General features: G+C 73.0%; 18 protein-coding genes. 9 read left to right on the forward strand and 9 right to left on the reverse strand.

Going from position 1 to position 19,721, the window contains the following annotated elements:
- Positions 1 to 46 precede the first annotated feature (46 nt).
- From M0M48_RS23005 to M0M48_RS23035, 7 genes are read left to right on the forward strand one after another with little or no spacing between them, the layout of a single operon-like run.
- Entirely contained in the window at positions 47 to 721 is a 675-nt protein-coding gene (locus M0M48_RS23005; RefSeq protein WP_257752902.1) for a fasciclin domain-containing protein, read from the forward strand.
- Between the two features lie 39 nt (positions 722 to 760).
- Positions 761 to 1,369, forward strand: coding sequence for an ECF RNA polymerase sigma factor SigK (gene sigK / locus M0M48_RS23010; RefSeq protein ID WP_257752903.1), 609 nt, complete (start codon positions 761 to 763; stop codon positions 1,367 to 1,369).
- Entirely contained in the window at positions 1,366 to 2,088 is a 723-nt protein-coding gene (locus M0M48_RS23015) for an anti-sigma factor (protein ID WP_257752904.1), read from the forward strand. Before sigK ends, M0M48_RS23015 begins: the two co-directional genes overlap by 4 nt.
- A complete protein-coding gene (locus tag M0M48_RS23020; RefSeq protein WP_257752905.1) occupies positions 2,088 to 5,372 on the forward strand; it encodes an FAD-dependent oxidoreductase in 3,285 nt (1,094 codons plus the stop codon). Before M0M48_RS23015 ends, M0M48_RS23020 begins: the two co-directional genes overlap by 1 nt.
- Positions 5,369 to 6,622, forward strand: a complete 1,254-nt coding sequence (locus tag M0M48_RS23025) for an SAM-dependent methyltransferase (protein WP_215812281.1) — start codon at positions 5,369 to 5,371, stop codon at positions 6,620 to 6,622. Before M0M48_RS23020 ends, M0M48_RS23025 begins: the two co-directional genes overlap by 4 nt.
- The gene (locus M0M48_RS23030) at positions 6,622 to 7,455 is read left to right on the forward strand and encodes a DUF1295 domain-containing protein (protein WP_257752906.1); all 834 of its coding nucleotides are present in this window, start codon (positions 6,622 to 6,624) and stop codon (positions 7,453 to 7,455) included. Before M0M48_RS23025 ends, M0M48_RS23030 begins: the two co-directional genes overlap by 1 nt.
- A gap of 9 nt (positions 7,456 to 7,464) precedes the next feature.
- Positions 7,465 to 8,226: a tyrosine-protein phosphatase gene (locus M0M48_RS23035; protein WP_215812279.1), complete on the forward strand. Its 762-nt coding sequence runs from the start codon at positions 7,465 to 7,467 to the stop codon at positions 8,224 to 8,226.
- On the opposite strand, the gene M0M48_RS23040 is transcribed toward M0M48_RS23035, so the two are convergent.
- The 4 genes from M0M48_RS23040 to M0M48_RS23055 are packed head-to-tail and all read right to left on the reverse strand — an operon-like array spanning position 8,216 to position 12,563.
- On the reverse strand, positions 8,216 to 8,833 hold the full coding sequence (locus M0M48_RS23040) for an MBL fold metallo-hydrolase (RefSeq protein WP_257752907.1): 618 nt from the start codon (positions 8,831 to 8,833) through the stop codon (positions 8,216 to 8,218). The genes M0M48_RS23035 and M0M48_RS23040 overlap by 11 nt on opposite strands.
- Entirely contained in the window at positions 8,833 to 9,948 is a 1,116-nt protein-coding gene (locus tag M0M48_RS23045; RefSeq protein WP_257752908.1) for an S-(hydroxymethyl)mycothiol dehydrogenase, read from the reverse strand. The genes M0M48_RS23040 and M0M48_RS23045 overlap by 1 nt, the downstream gene beginning before the upstream one ends.
- A gap of 18 nt (positions 9,949 to 9,966) precedes the next feature.
- A complete protein-coding gene (locus M0M48_RS23050) occupies positions 9,967 to 10,911 on the reverse strand; it encodes a PDR/VanB family oxidoreductase (RefSeq protein ID WP_257752909.1) in 945 nt (314 codons plus the stop codon).
- The gene (locus tag M0M48_RS23055; RefSeq protein ID WP_257752910.1) at positions 10,908 to 12,563 is read right to left on the reverse strand and encodes an HAL/PAL/TAL family ammonia-lyase; all 1,656 of its coding nucleotides are present in this window, start codon (positions 12,561 to 12,563) and stop codon (positions 10,908 to 10,910) included. The genes M0M48_RS23050 and M0M48_RS23055 overlap by 4 nt, the downstream gene beginning before the upstream one ends.
- A gap of 101 nt (positions 12,564 to 12,664) precedes the next feature.
- Between M0M48_RS23055 and M0M48_RS23060 the strand changes: the two genes are divergently transcribed.
- Both M0M48_RS23060 and M0M48_RS23065 read left to right on the forward strand, forming a co-directional pair.
- A complete protein-coding gene (locus M0M48_RS23060; protein WP_215812274.1) occupies positions 12,665 to 13,843 on the forward strand; it encodes a cytochrome P450 in 1,179 nt (392 codons plus the stop codon).
- Positions 13,840 to 15,210, forward strand: a complete 1,371-nt coding sequence (locus M0M48_RS23065) for an FAD-binding oxidoreductase (protein ID WP_257752911.1) — start codon at positions 13,840 to 13,842, stop codon at positions 15,208 to 15,210. The genes M0M48_RS23060 and M0M48_RS23065 overlap by 4 nt, the downstream gene beginning before the upstream one ends.
- Before the next feature lie 5 nt (positions 15,211 to 15,215).
- Here M0M48_RS23065 and M0M48_RS23070 read toward each other — a convergent pair whose 3' ends face one another.
- The 5 genes from M0M48_RS23070 to M0M48_RS23090 all read right to left on the reverse strand — a co-directional run bounded on the left by M0M48_RS23070 (position 15,216) and on the right by M0M48_RS23090 (position 19,717).
- A complete protein-coding gene (locus M0M48_RS23070) occupies positions 15,216 to 16,286 on the reverse strand; it encodes a histidinol-phosphate transaminase (RefSeq protein ID WP_257752912.1) in 1,071 nt (356 codons plus the stop codon).
- The gene (locus M0M48_RS23075) at positions 16,283 to 17,071 is read right to left on the reverse strand and encodes an amino acid ABC transporter ATP-binding protein (protein WP_305799855.1); all 789 of its coding nucleotides are present in this window, start codon (positions 17,069 to 17,071) and stop codon (positions 16,283 to 16,285) included. Before M0M48_RS23075 ends, M0M48_RS23070 begins: the two co-directional genes overlap by 4 nt.
- Positions 17,068 to 17,964, reverse strand: coding sequence for an amino acid ABC transporter permease (locus tag M0M48_RS23080; protein ID WP_257752913.1), 897 nt, complete (start codon positions 17,962 to 17,964; stop codon positions 17,068 to 17,070). The genes M0M48_RS23075 and M0M48_RS23080 overlap by 4 nt, the downstream gene beginning before the upstream one ends.
- An 11-nt stretch (positions 17,965 to 17,975) precedes the next feature.
- Positions 17,976 to 18,866, reverse strand: coding sequence for an ABC transporter substrate-binding protein (locus tag M0M48_RS23085; RefSeq protein ID WP_215812271.1), 891 nt, complete (start codon positions 18,864 to 18,866; stop codon positions 17,976 to 17,978).
- Positions 18,867 to 18,985: 119 nt separating this feature from the next.
- Positions 18,986 to 19,717, reverse strand: a complete 732-nt coding sequence (locus M0M48_RS23090) for an IclR family transcriptional regulator (RefSeq protein WP_215812270.1) — start codon at positions 19,715 to 19,717, stop codon at positions 18,986 to 18,988.
- Positions 19,718 to 19,721 lie beyond the last annotated feature (4 nt).

Consider the following 19,721-nt stretch of genomic DNA (forward strand, 5'->3'; position numbering starts at 1 on the left):
CGGCACCGAATCACCTGCACAGCACGCTCCTACGGAAGGTCCCACCATGAAGCTCCACCGCCTCACCCGCACCGCCGGCGTCACCGCCGCCGCACTCGCTCTCTCCGTCTCGCTGGCTGCGTGCGGTGACGACGGCGGCGACACCAAGAGCACCGACGACAACAGCTCCACCCCGATGACCTCCGACAGCCCGACCGAGCAGGCCGACGCCGGCTCGCAGACGTTCGGCCCCGGCTGCTCGAAGATCCCGACCTCCGGCGCCGGCTCGTTCGACGGCATGGTCAAGGACCCGGTCGCGACCGCTGCCAGCAACAACCCGCTGCTCAGCACCCTGGTCACCGCGGTGACGAGCATCGACGGCCTCGCCGACACGCTCAACGGGGCGCCGGCGCTGACCGTGTTCGCGCCGTACAACGACGCGTTCGCCGCCATCCCGGCCAAGGACCTCAACGGCATGGTCGCCGAGGGCAAGGCGAAGGGCCAGGAGAGCGCTCTCTACAAGGTCCTCGCCCACCACGTGCTCGGCGCGAACGACGACCCGACCGCCGTCGTCGGCAAGCAGAAGACCCTGCTCGGCGACGAGCTGACCGTCTCCGGTGACGCCGAGAGCGGCATGACCGTCTCGGACGGCACGGTGACCGCGAAGGTCCTCTGCGGCAACATCCCGACCGCCAACGCGACCGTCTACGTCATCGACAAGGTGCTGACCGGGATCAAGTGACCCCTCGCCAGCAGCCCTGAGAACCGGAAGGATCACGGCATGGACCCGGTCCCCGGCGACCCGGCCGGCGCCCCCCACGCGGGGGCGCCGGCCGGCGGTCGCAGCGCCGACCTCGGCGCCCTGCTCAAACGAGCGGCGCGCGGGGACAAGACGGCCTTCGCCGAGCTGTACGACGCCACCGCCCCCCGCGTGCACGGCCTCGCCGTCCGCGTGGTGCGCGACCCGGCGCAGGCCGAGGAGGTCACCCAGGAGGTGTTCCTCGAGATCTGGCGCCAGGCGAGCCGGTACGACGCCTCGCGCGGCTCGGCCCTCGCCTGGATGATGACGATCACCCACCGCAAGGCGGTCGATCGGGTCCGCAGTGCCGAGGCCGCGACCCGGCGCGACCTGACGTACCACCAGACGAACCAGAGCGTCGAGCACGACGTCACCGCCGACACCGCGCACGCCTCGCTCGAGGCGCACCGGGTGCGGGCGGCCCTGACCCAGCTCACCGACGTCCAGCGCGAGGCGATCGAGCTGGCGTACTTCGGCGGCTACACCCACACCGAGGTGGCCGCCCTTCTCGACCTCCCGGTCGGGACAGCGAAGACGAGGATCCGCGACGGCCTGATCCGGCTGCGCGACACGATCGGAGTAGGCCGATGACAACCGATCACGACCACACCCTGTCCGGCGCCTACGCCGTCGACGCGCTCGACGCGGACGAGCGGGCCCGGTTCGAGGCGCACCTGAGCCACTGCCCGGACTGCCGCGCCGAGGTGGACAGCCTCCGCGAGGCCGCCGCACTGCTCGGCCTGGGCGACGAGGTCGCCCCGCCGCCGGCGCTGCGCGACGACGTCCTCGCGGGCATCGACCGGATCCGCCCGCTGCCGCCGCTGACCCGCGAGCCGGCCACGGTCACGCCGCTGTTCCGCCGGCTGCCGACGCTGCTCACGGCCGCCGCGGCCGTCGTCCTGCTCCTCGGGGTGGGCCTGGCGGTGCTGCGGCCCTGGTCCGACGACCCGGGCGCGCAGCCGCCGACCGCGGCGGACCGGATCCTCGCCGCCGCCGACGCGACCCATGTCGAGAAGAGCTTCCCCGACGGCTCGCAGGCCACGATCGTGCTCTCCCGCAGCCAGGGCAAGGCGCTCATCCGGACCAAGGACATGGCGCCCGCCCCGGACGGCAAGGTCTACGAGCTGTGGCTCCAGACGCCCGCCGGCAAGATGGTCCGGGCCGGGCTGATGCCGGACGAGCCGGACACGACGTACATCCTCGACGGCGACGCCGCGGAGGCCACCGGGGTCGGGATCACCGTCGAGCCCGACGGCGGCTCGGAGCAGCCGACCACGCAGCCGATCGCGGTCTTCCCCCTGGAGTCGTGATGTCCACCTCGACCCCGCGGCGCCTCGCCGTGGTGGGTTCCGGCGTCGCCGGACTCACCGCCGCCTACGTCGCCTCCCGTCCCGGCAATGACGTCCACGTCACCGTGCTCGAGGCCGACGACCGGCTCGGCGGGCACGCCGACACCCATGACGTCACCGACGCCGCCGGCCGCGCACTGCGGATCGACAGCGGCTTCATCGTGCACAACCGGCGCACCTACCCGGTGCTCGGCCGGCTGTTCGACGAGCTCGGCGTGCCGACGCAGGACTCCGAGATGTCGATGTCGATCAGCGACGAGCGCACCGGCCTGGAGTGGGCCGGCGCGCTCGGCCGGCGCGGGCTGTTCCCGTCGGGCGCCGGCAACCACCGCAACCCGGCGTACCTGCGGATGCTCGCCGAGGTGCCGCGCTTCCACCGCGCCGCACGCCGGCTGCTGGCGAACGGCCCCGGGGACCTGACGACGCTCGCCGCCTTCCTCGACCACGGCGGGTTCTCGCCGTACTTCCGGCGGCACTTCGCCGAGCCGCTCGTGGCGGCGGTGTGGTCGTGCGACCCGGACACGGCGCTGGACTACCCCGCGGCGTACCTGTTCGCGTTCCTCCAGCACCACGGCATGCTCGCCGTCTTCGGCTCGCCGACGTGGCGCACGGTGACCGGAGGCTCCGGGGCGTACGTCGCCCGGGTCGCCGACGCGATCCGGGCCTCCGGCGGGACGATCCGCACCGGGACCCCCGTGCTCTCGATCGAGGAGACCGGCGACGGCGTCGAGGTCAGCACGGCCGCCGGCCGCGAGACGTACGACGCCGTCGTGGTCGCCACCCATCCCGACCAGGCGCTCGGGATGCTCTCCGCGCCGACCCTCCTGCAGAAGGAGGTGCTCGACGCGATCCCCTACTCGACCAACACCGCGCTGCTCCACACCGACGCCCGGCTGATGCCGCGCGCCCGGGACGCCTGGGCGTCGTGGAACTTCCGGCGCCCGCGGATCGCCCAGGAGCAGGTCCAGGTCACCTACGACCTGACCCGCCTGCAGCGGCTGCCCACCGACACCCCGTACCTGGTCACCCTCGGTGGCGAGGACGTGGTCGACCCGGCGACCGTGCTGGTCCGCCGCGACTACGCGCACCCGCGCTACACGCCGGCCTCCGTCGCCGCCCAGGCCCGGCTGCCCGAGATCGACACCGACCGCCTCGTGTTCGCCGGCGCGTACCACGGCTGGGGCTTCCACGAGGACGGCGCACGCTCGGGCCTGCACGCCGCGGAGCGTCTCGGGCTCGCGTGGGAGGACGCCGGTGCACCGGCGGCGACGTCGTACGCGACGACCCTGGTGCACCGGCGGCGCGAGCCGGTCCGCAATGCGTTCACGCTGCGCTCGCACCTGAGCGTGGTCGACCTCGACCGGGTCGCTCCCGACGGCACCGTGGACGGCGTCCCCGGCCGCTTCGAGGGACGCGACCACTTCGCCGGCGACACCGCGAGCGTGCGCGAGGGCCTCGACCGCTTCCTCGCCGAGCACGGCCTGGACGCCGGCCTGCGCGGCGGCCGGGCGCTGATGGCCGCGCAGCCGCGGGCGTTCGGACACTGCTTCAACCCGATCTCGGTGCACTGGTGCTGGCCGCCCGGACGCCCGGACGGCGATCCCGCGGCGACCGTCGTCGAGGTGCACAACACCTACGGCGACCGGCACGCCTACCTGCTCGACGGTCCCGCCACCGCCGACGGGCGGGTCGTGGTCGACAAGGCGATGTACGTCTCGCCCTTCCACGGCACCGACGGTCACTACGAGGTGCTCGCCCCTCCGCCCGACCCCGAGGACCACCGGCTGCGGATCGCGGTCCGGCTCGTCACCGAGGACGGCGCCCGGTTCGACGCCGCCCTCGACGGGACGCCGGCCGCGCCGCCGCGGCTGCCGCTCGCAGGACTGCGCGGAGCGGCCCTGATCCGCGCCCACGGCATCGCGCTGTGGGCCCGGCGGGTACCCGTCCAGCCGCGCCGCGCGACGGTGCAGACCGCGCAGACGCCGCAGACCGCGCTCGCCCCGATCCGCACCGGCGGCTTCGCGGCGCGGGTCGCCGAGCGGCTCTTCCGGGCCGCGATCGGGCGGCTCGACGTCACGGTCCGCCTGGAGCACGCCGACGGCCGTACCGAGGAGCTCGGCCGCGGCGGCCCGGCGATCGTCGTGCACCGCCCGGACGAGATGTTCGCCCGGACCGGACGCGACCAGCTGATCGGCTTCGGCGAGGCCTACCTGACCGGCGCCTGGGCCGAGGACGGCGTCCCCGGCGACGGCGTGCTCGGCGCATTCCTCACGGTCCTCGCCGCCGAGCTGACCACGCTCGTGCCGCGGCCGCTCCAGCGGCTGCGCGGGGTCGTCGTCACCCGCCTGCCGCAGAGCCAGCGCGGCACCCGGGACAACACCCAGGCCAACGTCGCGCACCACTACGACCTGTCGAACGACCTGTTCGCGGCCTTCCTCGACCCCACGCTGTCCTACTCCAGCGCGCTCTTCACCGACCCGGACCCCGCCGTGGCCGCCACGGAGGACCTGGTCGCGGCCCAGCACCGCAAGATCGACCGGCTGCTCGACCAGGCCGGCGTGGGTGCCGGCACCCGGCTCCTGGAGATCGGCACCGGCTGGGGCGAGCTCGCGATCCGGGCCGCGGCCCGCGGCGCCGACGTCCGCTCGATCACGCTGTCGGTCGAGCAGCAGGAGCTCGCCCGGGAGCGGATCGCCGCCGCCGGGCAGGCCGACCGGGTGCGCGTCGACCTGTGCGACTACCGCGCGCTGCTCGACGAGCCCGGCGCGGCGTACGACGCGGTGGTCTCGGTGGAGATGATCGAGGCGGTGGGCCAGGAGTTCTGGCCGGCGTACTTCCGCACGCTCGACCACGTCCTGGCGCCCGGGGGGCGCGTCGCGATCCAGGCGATCACGATGCCGCACGACCGGATGCTCGCGACCCGCTCCACGCACACCTTCATCACCAAGTACGTCTTCCCCGGCGGCGCGCTGCCGTCGGTGCGCGCGATCGACGAGGTGACCCGGGCGCACACCACGCTGCGGATCACCGACGACCTGGCGATCGGCCCGCACTACGCGACGACCCTGCGGCGCTGGGACACGGCCTTCGTGGCCTCCCGGGACCGGGTCCGCGCGCTCGGCTTCGACACGACCTTCGAGCGGATGTGGCACTTCTACCTGGAGTACTGCCGTGCGGGCTTCGCGGCCGGCTACATCGACGACCACCAGCTCACCTTCACCCGACCGGACGAGGAGTCCCGATGACCGCCGCCGTGCTCGCCGACGCGCTCCGCCCGTTCGTCGGCGGAGAGCTGCCCGTCCGCCTCGTCGCCTGGGACGGCACCACCGCCGGTCCCGACGACGCCCCCGTCGTCGAGCTGCGCTCCCCCGACGCGCTCCGCCGGCTGATCCGCCACCCCGGTGAGCTCGGCGCCGCCCAGGCCTACGTCACCGGCGAGCTCGACGTGCCGGGCGACCTCGACGCGGCGCTCACCCACGCGTTCGCGGTGGCCCGTTCGCGCGGGCTGTCGGGACGCCGTCCGTCCGTCCGGGCGATGGCCGGCGCCCTGCGCGCCGCGATCGGCCTCGACCTGATCGGCCGTGCGCCCGCGCCCCCGGCCACCCAGGCCCGCGTGCGCGGCCGGCTGCACAGCAAGGACCGCGACCGGCGCGCGATCAGCCACCACTACGACACGACCGCGGACTTCTACTCGCTGATCCTCGACGAGCGGACGATGGCGTACTCGTGCGGCTACCACGCGTCGCCCGACCAGCCGCTCGCCGACGCCCAGGAGGCCAAGCTCGACCTGGTCTGCCGCAAGCTCGGCCTGGAGCCGGGGATGCGGCTGCTCGACGTCGGCTGCGGCTGGGGCTCGCTGTCGCTGCACGCCGCCGAGCACTACGGCGTGCAGGTCGAGGGCGTGACGATCTCCGCGGAGCAGCAGCGGTTCGCGGTCGCCGCGGCCGAGCGCCGGGGCGTGGCGGACCGGGTCGACATCCGGCTCTGCGACTACCGCGACGCCGTGCCCCTCCGGGGCGCGGAGTACGACGCGGTCGCCTCGCTCGAGATGGGCGAGCACGTCGGCGAGCGCAACTACCCGTCGTACGCGCGGGTGCTGCACGACGCCGTCCGCCCCGGCGGCCGGGTGCTCGTCCAGCAGATGTCGCGGACCGGGCGCTGGCCCGGCGGCGGGCCGTTCATCGAGTCGTTCATCGCCCCGGACATGTACATGCGGCCGGTCGGCGAGACCGCCGCGCTGCTGGAGCGCGGCGGGCTGGAGGTCCGCGACGTGCACGCCCTGCGCGAGCACTACGTGCTCACCGTCGCCGGCTGGCTGCGCCGCTTCGAGGACAATATCGACGCCATCACCGCGCTCGTCGGCGACGAGCTGGTCCGCGTCTGGCGGCTCTACCTCGTCGGCGGCTCGATGGCCTTCCGCGACGGGCGGATGGGCGTCGACCAGATCCTCATGGTCCGCCCCGGCGCACCCCACTCCCTCCCGCCGGTGCGCTGATGTCGACCACCGCCGCCGTCCTCACCTCGCTCGCGACCGCGGTCGCGGTCGCCGCCCTGCTCATGACCGCGACCGCCGTCGTCGCCCGCCGCCAGGGCCGCGTCGTGGTCGTCGACATCGCCTGGGGACTGGGCTTCGTGCTCATCGCCCTCGCCTGTGCCGTCGTCGCCGTGGCCTCCGGGTCCGGCGACGCCCTCCGCTCGGGGATCCTCGTCGTTCTCGTGACCGTGTGGGGGCTGCGGCTGGCGGAGCACGTCCGTCGCCGGAGCACGGGCCACACCGACGAGGATCCCCGTTACGAGAAGGTCCTCGGCGGCCGCCTCCCCGACGTCGGCCTCGCGGTCGCCGTCCGCAAGGTGTTCGCCGTCCAGGGCCTCGCCCTCGCCGTGGTCGCGGCCCCGGTCGCCGTCGGCGTCGTCCTCGACGTCCGCTGGTGGCCGGTCGTGGTCGCCGGTGGCGTCGTGTGGGCGGTCGGCCTGGTCTTCGAGGCGGTCGGCGACGCCCAGCTCGCGGCGTACCGTGCGCAGCCGCGCGACCAACGCCCCCAGGTGCTCGACACCGGGCTGTGGGCGTGGACCCGGCACCCGAACTACTTCGGCGACGCCTGCGTGTGGTGGGGCCTGTGGCTGGCCGGCGGGCTCGCCTCGGGATGGGTCGTGGGGCTGGCGACGCTCGTCGCCCCGGTGGCCATGACCTACTTCCTCAGCGAGGCGACCGGGGCCCGGCTGCTGGAGCGGACGATGATGGAACGGCCGGGCTACCCGGCGTACGCGCGGCGCACGGCGCGGTTCTTCCCCCGGCCGCCGCGTGGGGGGCACCGGGCCAGGTCCTAGGGTTTGCTCGTGAACACGGACGAGGAGTACCTGCGCCTGGCATCGGCCGACAACTTCCGCGACGTCGCGGGCTCCGGCTACGCCACCACCGACGGGAGCCGGCTGCGCACCGGCGTGTTCTACCGCTCCAACGACCTGCGCCTGACCGACGACGACCACGGCCGGCTCGGCGCGATCGGGCTGCGCGCCGTGATCGACCTCCGCTCGCCCACCGAGGTCGACCTCCACCCCGACCCGGACGTCCCCGGCGCCGAGGCCCTGCACTTCGATGCCATCGGCATCCCGATGGAGCGGATGTCGGGCCTCCAGCGCCGCGAGGACGCGGTCGCGCTGATGGACGACGTCTACCGCACCTTCGTCACCGAGGACCGCTCCCGTACGGCGTTCGGCGGCGTCCTGCGCCAACTCGCCGTCGGCGGCCCCCAGCTCTTCCACTGCTCGGCCGGCAAGGACCGCACCGGCTGGGTCTCGGCCCTGCTGCTCCACATCGCCGGCGTCGACGACCCGACGATCGAGTCCGACTACCTGCTCACCAACGCCCGCAGCGCCGCGAGCCGGGCCCGGGTGGAGGCGGAGATCGCCACCCACCTGGGCCCGGACTCGGTCGCCGTCTACGAGCCGACGCTCGTCGTCGCCACCGAGTACCTCGACGCCGCCTGGACGGCGGTCGACCGGCACTTCGGCGACCGGACGTCGTACCTGCGGGACGGGCTGGGGCTCGACAACGACGTGCTCGGTGAGCTGCGGGCGATGCTGCGGGTCACTCCGTAGCGTCGAGCAGGACCTGCTCCGCGGCGATGGTGGTGTCGTCGCCGTGCCCGGTGTGGACGACCGTCTCGCCGGGCAGCGAGAACAGCTTCACCCGGATCGACGACTCCAGCGTGGGCCGGTCGCTGTAGGAGCGACCGGTCGCGCCGGGGCCACCGTGGAACAGGGTGTCGCCGGTGAACACGCAGCCCAGGTCGGGGGCGTAGAGGCACACCGCGCCCGGAGCGTGGCCGGGCGTGTGGATCACCTGCAACGTCGTCCCGGCCACCTCCAGCGTCTGACCGTCGGACAGGTCGACGTCCCACAGGTGGTCGGTGTGGGTCAGCTCCCACAACGGCTTGTCGTCGGGGTGCAGCAGGATCGGCGCGACCGTGGCCTCCCGCAACGCCGGGGCCACGCGGACGTGGTCGTCGTGGGCGTGGGTGCAGATGATCGCCTTGACCTTGCGGCCGCCGACCACCTTCAAGATGTCCTCGACGTCGTGGGGGGCGTCGATGACCACGCACTCGGCGTCGTCCCCGACGACCCACACGTTGTTGTCAACGTCGAAGGTCTCGCCGTCCAGGCTGAAGGTGCCGCTGGTGACGGCGTGGTCCACTCGAGCAGCCATCAGATGATCACGACCGAGCGCAGCACGTCACCGTGGTGCATCTTGGCGAACGCGGCCTCGATGTCGTCGATCCCGATCTCCTCGGTCACGAACGCGTCCAGGTCGAGCCGGCCCTGCTGGTACAGGTCGACCAGCATCGGGAAGTCCCGGCTCGGCAGGCAGTCGCCGTACCAAGAGGACTTGAGCGCGCCACCACGTCCGAAGACGTCGATCAGCGGGATCTCCGGCACGGTCATGTCGGGGGTCGGTACGCCGACCAGGACCACGGTGCCGGCCAGGTCACGGGCGTAGAACGCCTGCTTCCACGTCTCGGGACGACCGACCGCCTCGACCACCACGTCGGCACCGTCGGCACCCTCGTAGGTCTCCGCGCAGATCCGCTTGATCTCCTCGACCGGGTCGACCTTGCTGGAGTCGACCGTGTGGGTCGCCCCCATCTCCTTGGCCTTCTCCAGCTTCTTCGCGTCGATGTCGACCGCGATGATCGGCGAGGCCCCCGCGAGCGCGGCACCCGCGATCGCGGCCACCCCGACACCACCGCAGCCGATCACCGCGATGGACTTGCCGCGGGTGATCGCACCGGTGTTGATCGCGGCACCGATACCGGCCATCACGCCACAACCCAGCAGACCGACCGCGGCGGGGCGGGCGGAAGCGTCGACCTTGGTGCACTGACCCGCCGCGACCAGGGTCTTCTCGGCGAACGCACCGATCCCCAGCGCCGGCGAAAGCTCGGTGCCGGCATCGGGTCCGTCGGCGAGCGTCATCTTCTGCTTGGCGTTGTGGGTCGCGAAGCAGTACTGCGCCTCACCGCGCTTGCACGCCCGGCACTGACCGCACACCGCACGCCAGTTCAGCACGACGAAGTCACCCGGCGCGACACCGGTCACGTCCGGTCCGACGGCCTCGACCACACCCGAGGCCTCGTGCCCGAGCAGGAACGGGAACTCGTCGTTGATCCCACCCTCGCGGTAGTGCAGGTCGGTGTGGCACACCCCGCAGGACAAGACCTTGACCACCGCCTCACCCGGGCCCGGGTCCGGAACGTTGATCGTCACGACCTCGACCGGCGCGCCCTTGGCGCGAGCGATGACGGCCTTCACCTGCTGACTCATCTGTGGTTGCTCCCTCTCTCAGAGATCCAGAACGATCCGTGTCCCGCGGCAGCGCGACACGCACGGCATGACCATCTCACCACTCGCCCGTTCGTCGTCACTGAGGACGTGGTCGCGGTGGTCCGGCTCGCCCTCCAGGACGACGGTCTCGCAGGTGCCGCACACGCCTTCCTGGCACGAGCTGAGCACCCGGATGCCGGCGTCGGTGAGCGCCTCCAGCATGGTCTGGTCGGCGGCCACGGGGATCTCGGTGCCGTCGGCGATCTCGACGACGAACGCGTGGTCCCCCTCCCGTACGGCGTCGCCCGCGCCGGTGAACCGCTCCAGGACCAGGCGGGCGCCGGGACGTGCCTCGGCGTACTCCTCCAGGGCGGTGAGCAGGGGCGTCGGGCCGCAGGCGTAGATGTCCGCGGCCGCGCCGCCGAGGCCGTCGAGGGTGGCGGCGAGGTCGATCGGGCCGCCGTTGGTGTCGACGTGGCGGACCACGCGGTCGCCGTACGACGACAGCTCGTCGACGTACGCCGCCGCGGCCTCGCTGCGCGCGAGGTGCAGCAGCCGCCAGTCGGCGCCGGCTGCCGCGGCCGCCGCGGCCATCGGGAGGATCGGGGTGACGCCGATGCCGCCGGAGACGAGCACGATCGGGCGGGTGCCGACGACGAGCTCGAAGTTGTTGCGCGGCGCCGAGGTCACCAGCTCGTCCCCGACGGCGAGGGCGTGGTGCACGTGGCGCGAGCCGCCGCGGCCGGCCGCCTCCTCCAGCACCGCGATCCGCCAGGTGGCGTCGCCGGGGGCCGAGCACAGCGAGTAGGAGCGGACCAGGTCGGGCGCCAGGACGAGGTCGACGTGGGCGCCCGGCGTCCAGCCCGGCAGCGGCGTGCCGTTGACCGGGGCGAGGACGAGCTCACGGACGCGCTCGGCGACCTGGCGGGCCGCGGTGACGCGCACCCGGACGTCGCCGGTCACGAGAGTCCCTCGACGGTCGCGACGACGGTGCCGGAGCGGACGAGCTCGACCGCGCGGCGCAGCCACGGGTAGAGCACGCGGTCCTGGGTGAGGTGGGTGACCGACTGGCCCTGCTCGTCGGACGACGACCGCACGAGCGCGCGCACCGCGCGGCTGGACGGCGCCAGGCCGTCCTCGGTGACCTCGTCCTGGAGGATCCGCAGGTCGAGCGCCTGGGCCGCCATGAGCAGCTCGATCGCGACGACGGCCTCGATGTTGGCGACGACCTGGCGGGCGTGCCGACCGGCGTTGTTGGCCATCGAGACGTGGTCCTCCTGGTTGGCACAGGTGGGGATCGAGTCGACGGAGTCGGGGTGCGCGAGCGTCTTGCAGTCGGAGACCAGCGCCGCGGCGAGGTACTGCGGGAGCATGTAGCCGCAGTCCATGCCGACCTGCTCGCTGTTGACGAGCATGTCCGGCAGGCCGCGGTTGAGCGTGCCGTCGTCCATCCGGAACAGCCGCCGCTCGGTGATGTTGCCGATCTCGGTGACGGCGATGCTGAGGAAGTCCGCGGCGAACGCCATGTACTCCGCGTGGAAGTTGCCGCCGGAGACCGCCTTGAGGGGGCGCGGCAGCGCCGGGAAGATCAGCGGGTTGTCGGTGGCGGCGTTCATCTCGTTCTCGACGAGGCCCGAGACGAAGCGCAGCGTGTCGATGATCGGGCCGAGCACCTGGGGGACGCAGCGCAGCGAGTAGGCGTCCTGCGGGGGCTGCCGGACCGGGTCGTGGTCGCGGTCGCCGTCGGTCAGCGTGGCGCCCTCCAGCAGGCCGCGGATCCGGGCGGCGACCTCGATCTGGCCGGCCTGGCCGCGGGCCTCGTGCAGCTCGGCGATGAACGCGTCTCCGAAGCCCTTGAGCGCCTCGATCGACATCGCGGCGGTGATGATGTTGGTGTCGAGCAAGGTCTGCGCGTCGTGCAGGGCGAGCGCCACCTGGGCGCACGAGAACGACGTCCCGTTGAGCAGCGCGAGGCCCTCCTTGGCGGCGAGCGCGATCCGGTCCAGGCCGGCGGCGGCCATCGCCTCCGCCCCCGGTACGACGCGCCCGTCGGCGAGCACCTCACCGGAGTTCCGCACGTCCTCCTCGGCGCTCTCGCGCCCCTCGACGCCGCGCGTCATGACGAGGGCGAGGTGGGCGAGCGGGATCAGGTCGCCGGAGGCGCCGAGCGAGCCGTACTCCGGGATCGCCGGGTGCACGCCCGCGTTGAGCATGTCGACGACGAGCCGGGCCACCTCGGGCCGGACGCCGGAGTGCCCGGAGAGCAGGCTGACCGCGCGGATGAGCATGGTCGCGCGGACGAGCTCGGTGTCGACGTACCGGCCGATGCCGGAGGCGTTGCTCAGCACCAGGCGGCGGGAGAGCTCGGCGGCGTCGGCCGGGTCCGCGAACGCCTGGCGTCCGGCCAGCGAGCCGAAGCCGGTGTTGATCGAGTAGATCGGGCGCTCCAGGCCCGCCGACTCGACCCACTCCTGGCTCGCCCGCAGCCGGTCGGCGACGGCGTCGTCCAGCTCGACGCGCGCGCCGTGGCGGGCGACCGCGACGAGGTCGGTCAGGGAGAGCCGGGCGCTGCCGAGGACGACGACGCGGTCGCCGGCGGTGGAGGTCTGCGTCATGGGCCCATCGTCGGGAAGCGCGCAAGGCCCCGGCAATATTCATTCTCATGGGGCGGGAACCTCCGTTGTTCCACCCCTCCGGGCGCTCCTAGCGTCCCGCCATGCACCTTGCCGACGACCCGTACGACGACGCGAACCTCACCGACCCGTACCCGCTCTTCCAGCGGATGCGCGAGGCCGGGCCGGCCGTCTGGCTCGACAAGTACGACGTCGCCGCGTTCACCCGGTTCGCCGAGGTCCGCGAGATCCTCGTCGACCACGAGACGTTCATCTCCGGCGCGGGCGTGGGCCCGCGCAACTACCACCACCAGCCGCCGTGGCGGAAGCCCGGCATCCTCGACTCCGACCCGCCGATGCACACGCCGTTGCGGGCCGCGATGGCCGACGTGATCAGCCCCCGCAACATGCGGCCGCTGCGCGCGGGCTTCCAGGAGTTCGCGACACCGCTGGTCGACCAGCTGCTCGACCTGCGCGAGTTCGACGCGATCACCGACCTCGCCGAGCTGTTCCCGATCCGGGTCTTCGGCGACGCGGTCGGCATCCCGCGCGAGGGCCGCGCCGAGAACCTGCTCGCCCACGGCGCGATGAACTTCGCCCAGTTCGGGCCCGAGGACGCGCGCTACGAGCAGTACATGAAGGCCGGCGAGCACACCATCGAGTGGACGATGCAGAACTGCGCCCGCGAGAACCTCTCGCCCGACGGCCTCGGCGCCAAGATCTGGGCGCACGCCGACGCCGGCGCGATCGAGCCCGAGGAGGCTGCCGTCCTGGTGCGGGCGCTGCTCTCCGCAGGGCTCGACACGACCGTGATCGCCATCGGCAACACCCTCGGCTGCCTGGTCGCGAACCCCGACCAGTGGGACCTCGTGCACGCCACCCCGCGGCTGACCAAGTTCGCCATCGACGAGGCGCTGCGCTTCGACTCGCCCTTCCAGTCGTTCTTCCGGACCACCGCGCGCGACGTCGAGATCGGCGGCGTCACGCTGCCCGAGGACAGCAAGCTCATCGTCTTCCCCGGCGCCGCCAACCGCGACGTCGACCGCTTCGGGCCGGACGCCGACCAGTACCGCATCGAGCGCGAGGCCGGCGGTCACCTGACCTTCGGCATGGGCATCCACCAGTGCGTCGGGCAGCCCGTCTCGCGGCTGGAGATGGAGGTCCTCTTCGGCGAGCTCGCCCGGCGGGTGCGCTCGATCGAGCCGGCCGGCGAGCCCGTCCCGTTCCTGCACAACACACTGCGCGGGCTCAGCTCGCTGCCCGTGCGTATCGTGCCCGCGTGAGCACCTCAGCCTTCGTCACCGCCCTGACCGACGAGCTCGGGGGGCGCTGCCGGGTCATCACGGACGCCGACCTGCTGACGTCGTACCGGCAGGACATGGCGACGGTCGTTCCGGGCGGGATGCCCGCGGCCGCCGTGCTGCCGCGGACGACCGCCGACGTGTCGGCGGCCCTGCGCCTGGCGTCGGAGCACCGGGTGCCCGTCGTACCGCGGGGCGCCGGGACCAGCCTGGCCGGCGGCGCCAGCGCCGTCGACGGCTGCCTCGTGCTGTCGACCGAGGCGATGACGACCATCCGCGCGCTCGACCCCCTCGACCGCACCGCCGTGGTCGAGGCCGGCGTCGTCAACGCGCACCTCGACCGCGCCGCCGCCGAGCACGGGCTGATGTACGCGCCCGACCCGTCGAGCTTCGAGATCTCCACGATCGGGGGCAATGTCGCCACCAACGCCGGCGGCCTGCGCTGCGTGAAGTACGGCGTCACCCGCCAGTCGGTGCTCGGCCTCGAGGTCGTCCTGCCCGACGGCCGCATCGTCGAGACCGGCGCGGCCACCACCAAGAACGTCGCCGGGTACGACCTCACCGGCCTGCTGGTCGGCTCCGAGGGGACGCTCGCCGTCATCACCGCCGCCACGGTGCGCCTGCACCGACGGCCCGTCGTACCGCCGACGACGATCGTCGCCGCCTTCGACGCCCTCGACGCCGCCGGAGCGGCCGTCGCCCGGATCGTGGCGACGGGCCCCGAGGTGCTGCTCATGGAGCTCCTCGACGGGACGACGCTGCGCTCGATCGACACCTGGAAGCGGATGGGCCTGTCCGGGATCGAGGCGATGCTCGTCGTCCAGGTCGACGGCCGGATCCCCGCGGACGCCGAGCTCGTCGCCGAGCTCTGCGCCGGCGCGGTCGACGAGCCCGCCGTCTCGACCGACCCGGCCGAGGCCGACGAGCTGCTCGCCATCCGCCGCCTCGCCTATCCCGCCGCCGAGCGCCTGGGCCAGTGCCTGGTCGAGGACGTCGGCGTCCCGGTCTCGCGGCTGCCCGAGATGATCCGCCGGGTCGAGGCCGCCGCGGCCCGCCACGGTGTCACGGTGCTCACCGTCGCCCACGCCGGCGACGGCAACCTGCACCCCACGTTCGTCTTCGACCACGGCGAGACGGGGATCCCCGCGCCCGTGGCCGCGGCGGCCGACGAGGTGTTCGCAGCCGCCCTCGAGCTCGGCGGGACCATCACCGGCGAGCACGGTGTCGGCGTCCTCAAGCGGGACTGGCTGGAGCGCCAGGTCGGCCCCGACGCGATGGCGCTCCAGCGCGCGGTCAAGGCGGCGTTCGACCCGCTGGGGCTGATGAACCCCGGCAAGGTGCTCGCCTGAGGTCCTCAGGACCAGGCGGCGAGCACCTCGGCGAGCACGGCCCGCAGGTCCGGCTCGCCCACGGTGATCCGGACGCCCTCGCCCGCGAACGGCCGCACCAGCAGCCCGTGCTCGCGGCAGAGCTCGGCGAACGGCGCCGCCCGGTCACCCAGCGGCAGCCACACGAAGTTCGCGTACGACGCCGGGACGGTCGTCCCCCGCGCCGCCAGCAGCGCGCGCACCCGCTCCCGCTCGACCCGCGTGTCGAAGACCCGCTCCTCGAGGACCTCGGGGTGGGCGAGCGAGGCCAGGGCGGCCGCGACGGCGACCGTGGAGACCGGGAAGGGCGGCAGGACCGAGCGCACGGCGCCCGCGACGGCGGGCGCGGCGACGAGGTAGCCGGCGCGGAGGCCGGCCAGTCCGTGCGCCTTGGAGAAGGTCCGCAGCACGACGACATTGCCGCGGGCGACCAGCGCGGGCAGGACGGCGGTCTCGGGGCGCGGGCGCTCGTCGTACTCGGTGTAGGCCTCGTCGAGGACGACGAGGACGTCCGGCGGGAGGGCGTCGACGAAGGACACCAGCGCGTCCCACGGCACCACGGTCCCGGTCGGGTTGTTGGGGTTGCAGACGAGCACGATCCGGGTGGCGGGGCCGACGGCGGCCGCCATCGCGGGCAGGTCGTGCGCGCCGTCCGGGCTCAGCGGGACGCACACCGAGCGGCCGCCGGCGACCTGGACGCTGAGGGGGTAGGCCTCGTAGGAGCGCCAGGCCATGACGACCTCGTCGCCCGGCCGCAGGTAGGCCATCAGGAGCCGGTCGAGCAGCGGCAGCGCGCCGTCGCCGACGGCGACCTCCGCCGCCGCGACGCCGAGGGAGCCGGCCAGGGCGGTGGCGAGGTCGGAGCCGCCGATCAGCGGGTAGCGCGACGAGCCGCCGACGGCGGCCAGTGCGGCGGCCCGGACCGGTCCGGCCAGGCCGCCGGGCGCCTCGTTGGAGGAGGCCCGCACCCGGACCGGGACCGGTCCGGGTGCGACCGACGAGTACGCCGCCAGGCCGGCCAGCTCGGGCCGGGGCACCGGTCCGGTCGTGACCGTCACGCGAGCACCTTCGAGAGGAACGCCTGGGTGCGCGCCTCGCGCGGGCGCTCCAGGACCTCGGACGGCGGTCCGGACTCGACGACCACGCCGCCGTCCATGAAGTAGACGCGGTCGGCGACCTCGCGGGCGAAGCCGAGCTCGTGGGTCACCACGATCATCGTCATCCCGTCCTCGGCGAGCTGGCGCATCACCGCCAGCACGTCGCCGACGAGCTCGGGGTCGAGCGCCGAGGTCGGCTCGTCGAAGAGCATCAGGTCGGGCTGCATCGCCAGCGCGCGGGCGATCGCCACCCGCTGCTGCTGGCCGCCGGAGAGCTGCGAGGGGTAGTTGTCGACGCGGTCGGCCAGGCCGACCCGGCCGAGCAGGTCGCGGGCGCGCTGCTCGGCGACCGAGCGCTTCTCGCGACGGACGACCATCGGGCCCTCCATCACGTTCTCCAGCGCGGTCCGGTGACCGAAGAGGTTGAACCCCTGGAAGACCATGCCGATGCCGGAGCGGCGGGCGGCGACCTCGCGCTCGTTGAGCTCCTTGAGCTTGTCGCCGTGCGGCCGGTAGCCGACCCGCTGGCCGCCCACCCACATCTCGCCCCGGTCGAACTTCTCCAGGTGGTTGATGCAGCGCAGGAAGGTGCTCTTGCCCGAGCCCGAGGGCCCGAGCAGGCAGACCACCTCGCCCCGCTCGACCGACATGTCGATGCCCTTGAGCACCTCGACGTGGCCGAACGACTTGTGCACGTCCCACGCCTGGAACATCGGCTCGTCCGCGACCTCTGCCTGGGCGCTCATGCGACCGCCTCCCCCTTGCGTGCCATGCGGCTCCCCTTGCGGCTCACCCGGTGGTGGGAGAAGCCGCGCCCGAAGTGCCGCTCGATGAAGAACTGCCCGACGGAGAGCACCGCCGAGATCGCGAGGTACCAGAGCGCGGCCACGATGAGCAGCGGGATCGTCTGGTAGGTCCGCGAGTAGATGAGCGAGGCCGAGGTCATCAGCTCGCTGTAGCCGATGACGAGGACGAGCGCGGTGTGCTTGAGCATGCCGATGGTCTCGTTGCCGGTCGGCGGGATGATCACCCGCATCGCCTGCGGCAGCACGACCCGCCGCATCACCTGCGAGCGCCGCATGCCGACCGCGCTCGCCGCCTCGGCCTGGCCCGGCGGCACCGACAGGATGCCGCCGCGCACGATCTCGCTCATGTACGCCGCCTCGTTGAGCCCGAGGCCCAGCAGCGCCGCGGTGAGCGGCGAGATGAGGTCGTTGGCGCTCCACGAGAAGCTGCCGGCGCCGATGGTCGGGTAGAGGGCGCCGAGGAAGTACCAGAAGAGCAGCTGCACCAGCAGCGGCGTACCGCGGAAGAACCAGGAGTAGGCCCACGCCGCCGACGACAGGATCGGGTTGGGCGACAGGCGCAGCACCGCGACGACGACGCCGAGCACGACACCGATCGTCATCGCGGCCACGGTCAGCATCAGGGTGCGCCCGACACCCTGGAGGATCGGCTCGGCGAACAGGTAGTCGCCCACGACGTCCCACTGGAACCGCTCGTTGCCGACGACCTGGGTGATCGCACCGGCCAGCAGGACCAGGATCACCGCGGCCATCGCCCAGCGCCCCGGGTGCCGCGTGGGGACGACGACCCGCGCGTCCCGCGCGAACGCGGGACGAGCGGGCGTGTCGGTCACGGGGGACGCCGTCACTGGGTGCCGCCGTTGACCGGGAAGGCGTCGACGGCACCGCTCTCCAGGCCGTACTTCTCGAGCGCCTTGAGGTAGTCGCCGTCCTTCAGCAGCGCCTCGAGCGCCTTCTGCACGGCCTGCTGGAGCTCGGTGCTGCCCTTGGCGAACACGATGCCGAACGGCTGCGACTCGTACGGCTTGCTCATCACGAGACCCTCGGTCTGCGAGGCGGCGTACGCGCCGGGTGCGCTGTCCATGAGGACGGCGTCGACGCGGTCGTTCTGCAGCGCGAGGATGACCTGGTTCTGGCCCGGGAAGACGATCGACTCGATCTTGTCGTCGCCCGCGGCCTCGCACTTCTTCGACTGCTCCTCGGCCTGGGCGACCTCGGTGGTGCCCTTGACGATGCCGACCGTGGTGCCGCACATGGCCTCGAGGGTCGCGTACTTCTCGGCGTCGTCCTCGTGGGCGAGCACGCCCGCACCGGCGGCGAAGTAGTCGACGAAGTCGACCTCCTTCTGGCGCTCCTTGTTGTCGGTCATCGCCGACATCGCCATCTCGTAGCGACCCGAGACGAGGCCGGGGATGATCGCGTCGAAGGCGATGTTCTCGAACTCGATGTCGATGCCGAGCTGCTTCTCCAGGCCGTCCGCGATCTCCCGGTCGATGCCGAGGACGGTCTTGTTGTCGGTGTCGTAGAACTCGAACGGCGGGTACTCGACGTTGCTCGCGATGGTGATCGACTTCTTGTCCTGGAGGTCCTTCGGGAGCGCGCTGTGGAGCGGGGCGGACTTGTCGAAGGACGGGTCGTCGTTCGCTTCGCTGCTGCCGCCGCAGGCGGAGAGCAGCGCCGGCAGGGCCAGGGCGAGGGCGGCGGCCGAGAGGGTGAGGTGGCGGGGTCGCGTCATGATGCGTGCGCTCCTTGAGGTGTCGTGGATCACAGGAGGATCCGGCCCCGGGGAGGTCGGCAACAATCGCCGTTCCCATGGCGTGGGAAACGGCGGTTTCGGCCCTGTTAAAGCTCGGACTACTTCTCGAGCTCGGCGGACATGTCCGCCGCGGCCGAGCGCAGGAGGCGGGTCGCCCGGCGTACCCAGTCGGGGTTGTCGCAGCGGTCCGAGGGCCCGGCGAGGGTCAGCGACGCGGCCACCTCGCCGTTGCTGAAGACGGGGACGGCGACCGCGATCGCGCCCTCCTTGAACTCGCCGCGGGAGACGGCGAACTGGTCGCGTCGTACCTGGGCGAGGACGGCGGGCAGGTCGGCCGCCCGGACGGTCGCCTCGGAGTAGGCGACGAGGTTGGCGAGCGCGACCTCGACGATCGGCCGGGGCGCGTAGGCGAGGAGCAGGCGCTGGCCGGCGCCGGCGTAGAGCGGGAGCAGCTCGTTGATCCGGAAGGCGTAGTGGTCGGGCGCGGTCGAGACCGACTGGCGCAGGCAGATCGCGTGGGAGCCCGCGCGTACGGCGAGCACGGCGGTCTCGCCGGTCTGGTAGGTCAGCGTGCGCAGGTACTCACCGCAGATCTCCGCCAGCCGGGTGTGGGTCAGGTGCTCGCCGGAGATCTCCATCAGCCGCCAGCCGGGCACGTAGACCCCCTGGGACTCCTCGATCAGTCCGTAGTCGCGCAACGAGCGGACGTACCGGTACGCCGTGCTCGTCGCCAGCCCCAGCTCCTCGGCGACCTCCGCGACGGTCACCTGACCGTTGCGGGCGATCGCGATGAGGACGTCAAGTCCGCGGGTGAAGGAGTTCTGCGCCATGACC

This window comes from Pimelobacter simplex, from assembly GCF_024662235.1.
GTDB lineage: Bacteria > Actinomycetota > Actinomycetes > Propionibacteriales > Nocardioidaceae > Nocardioides.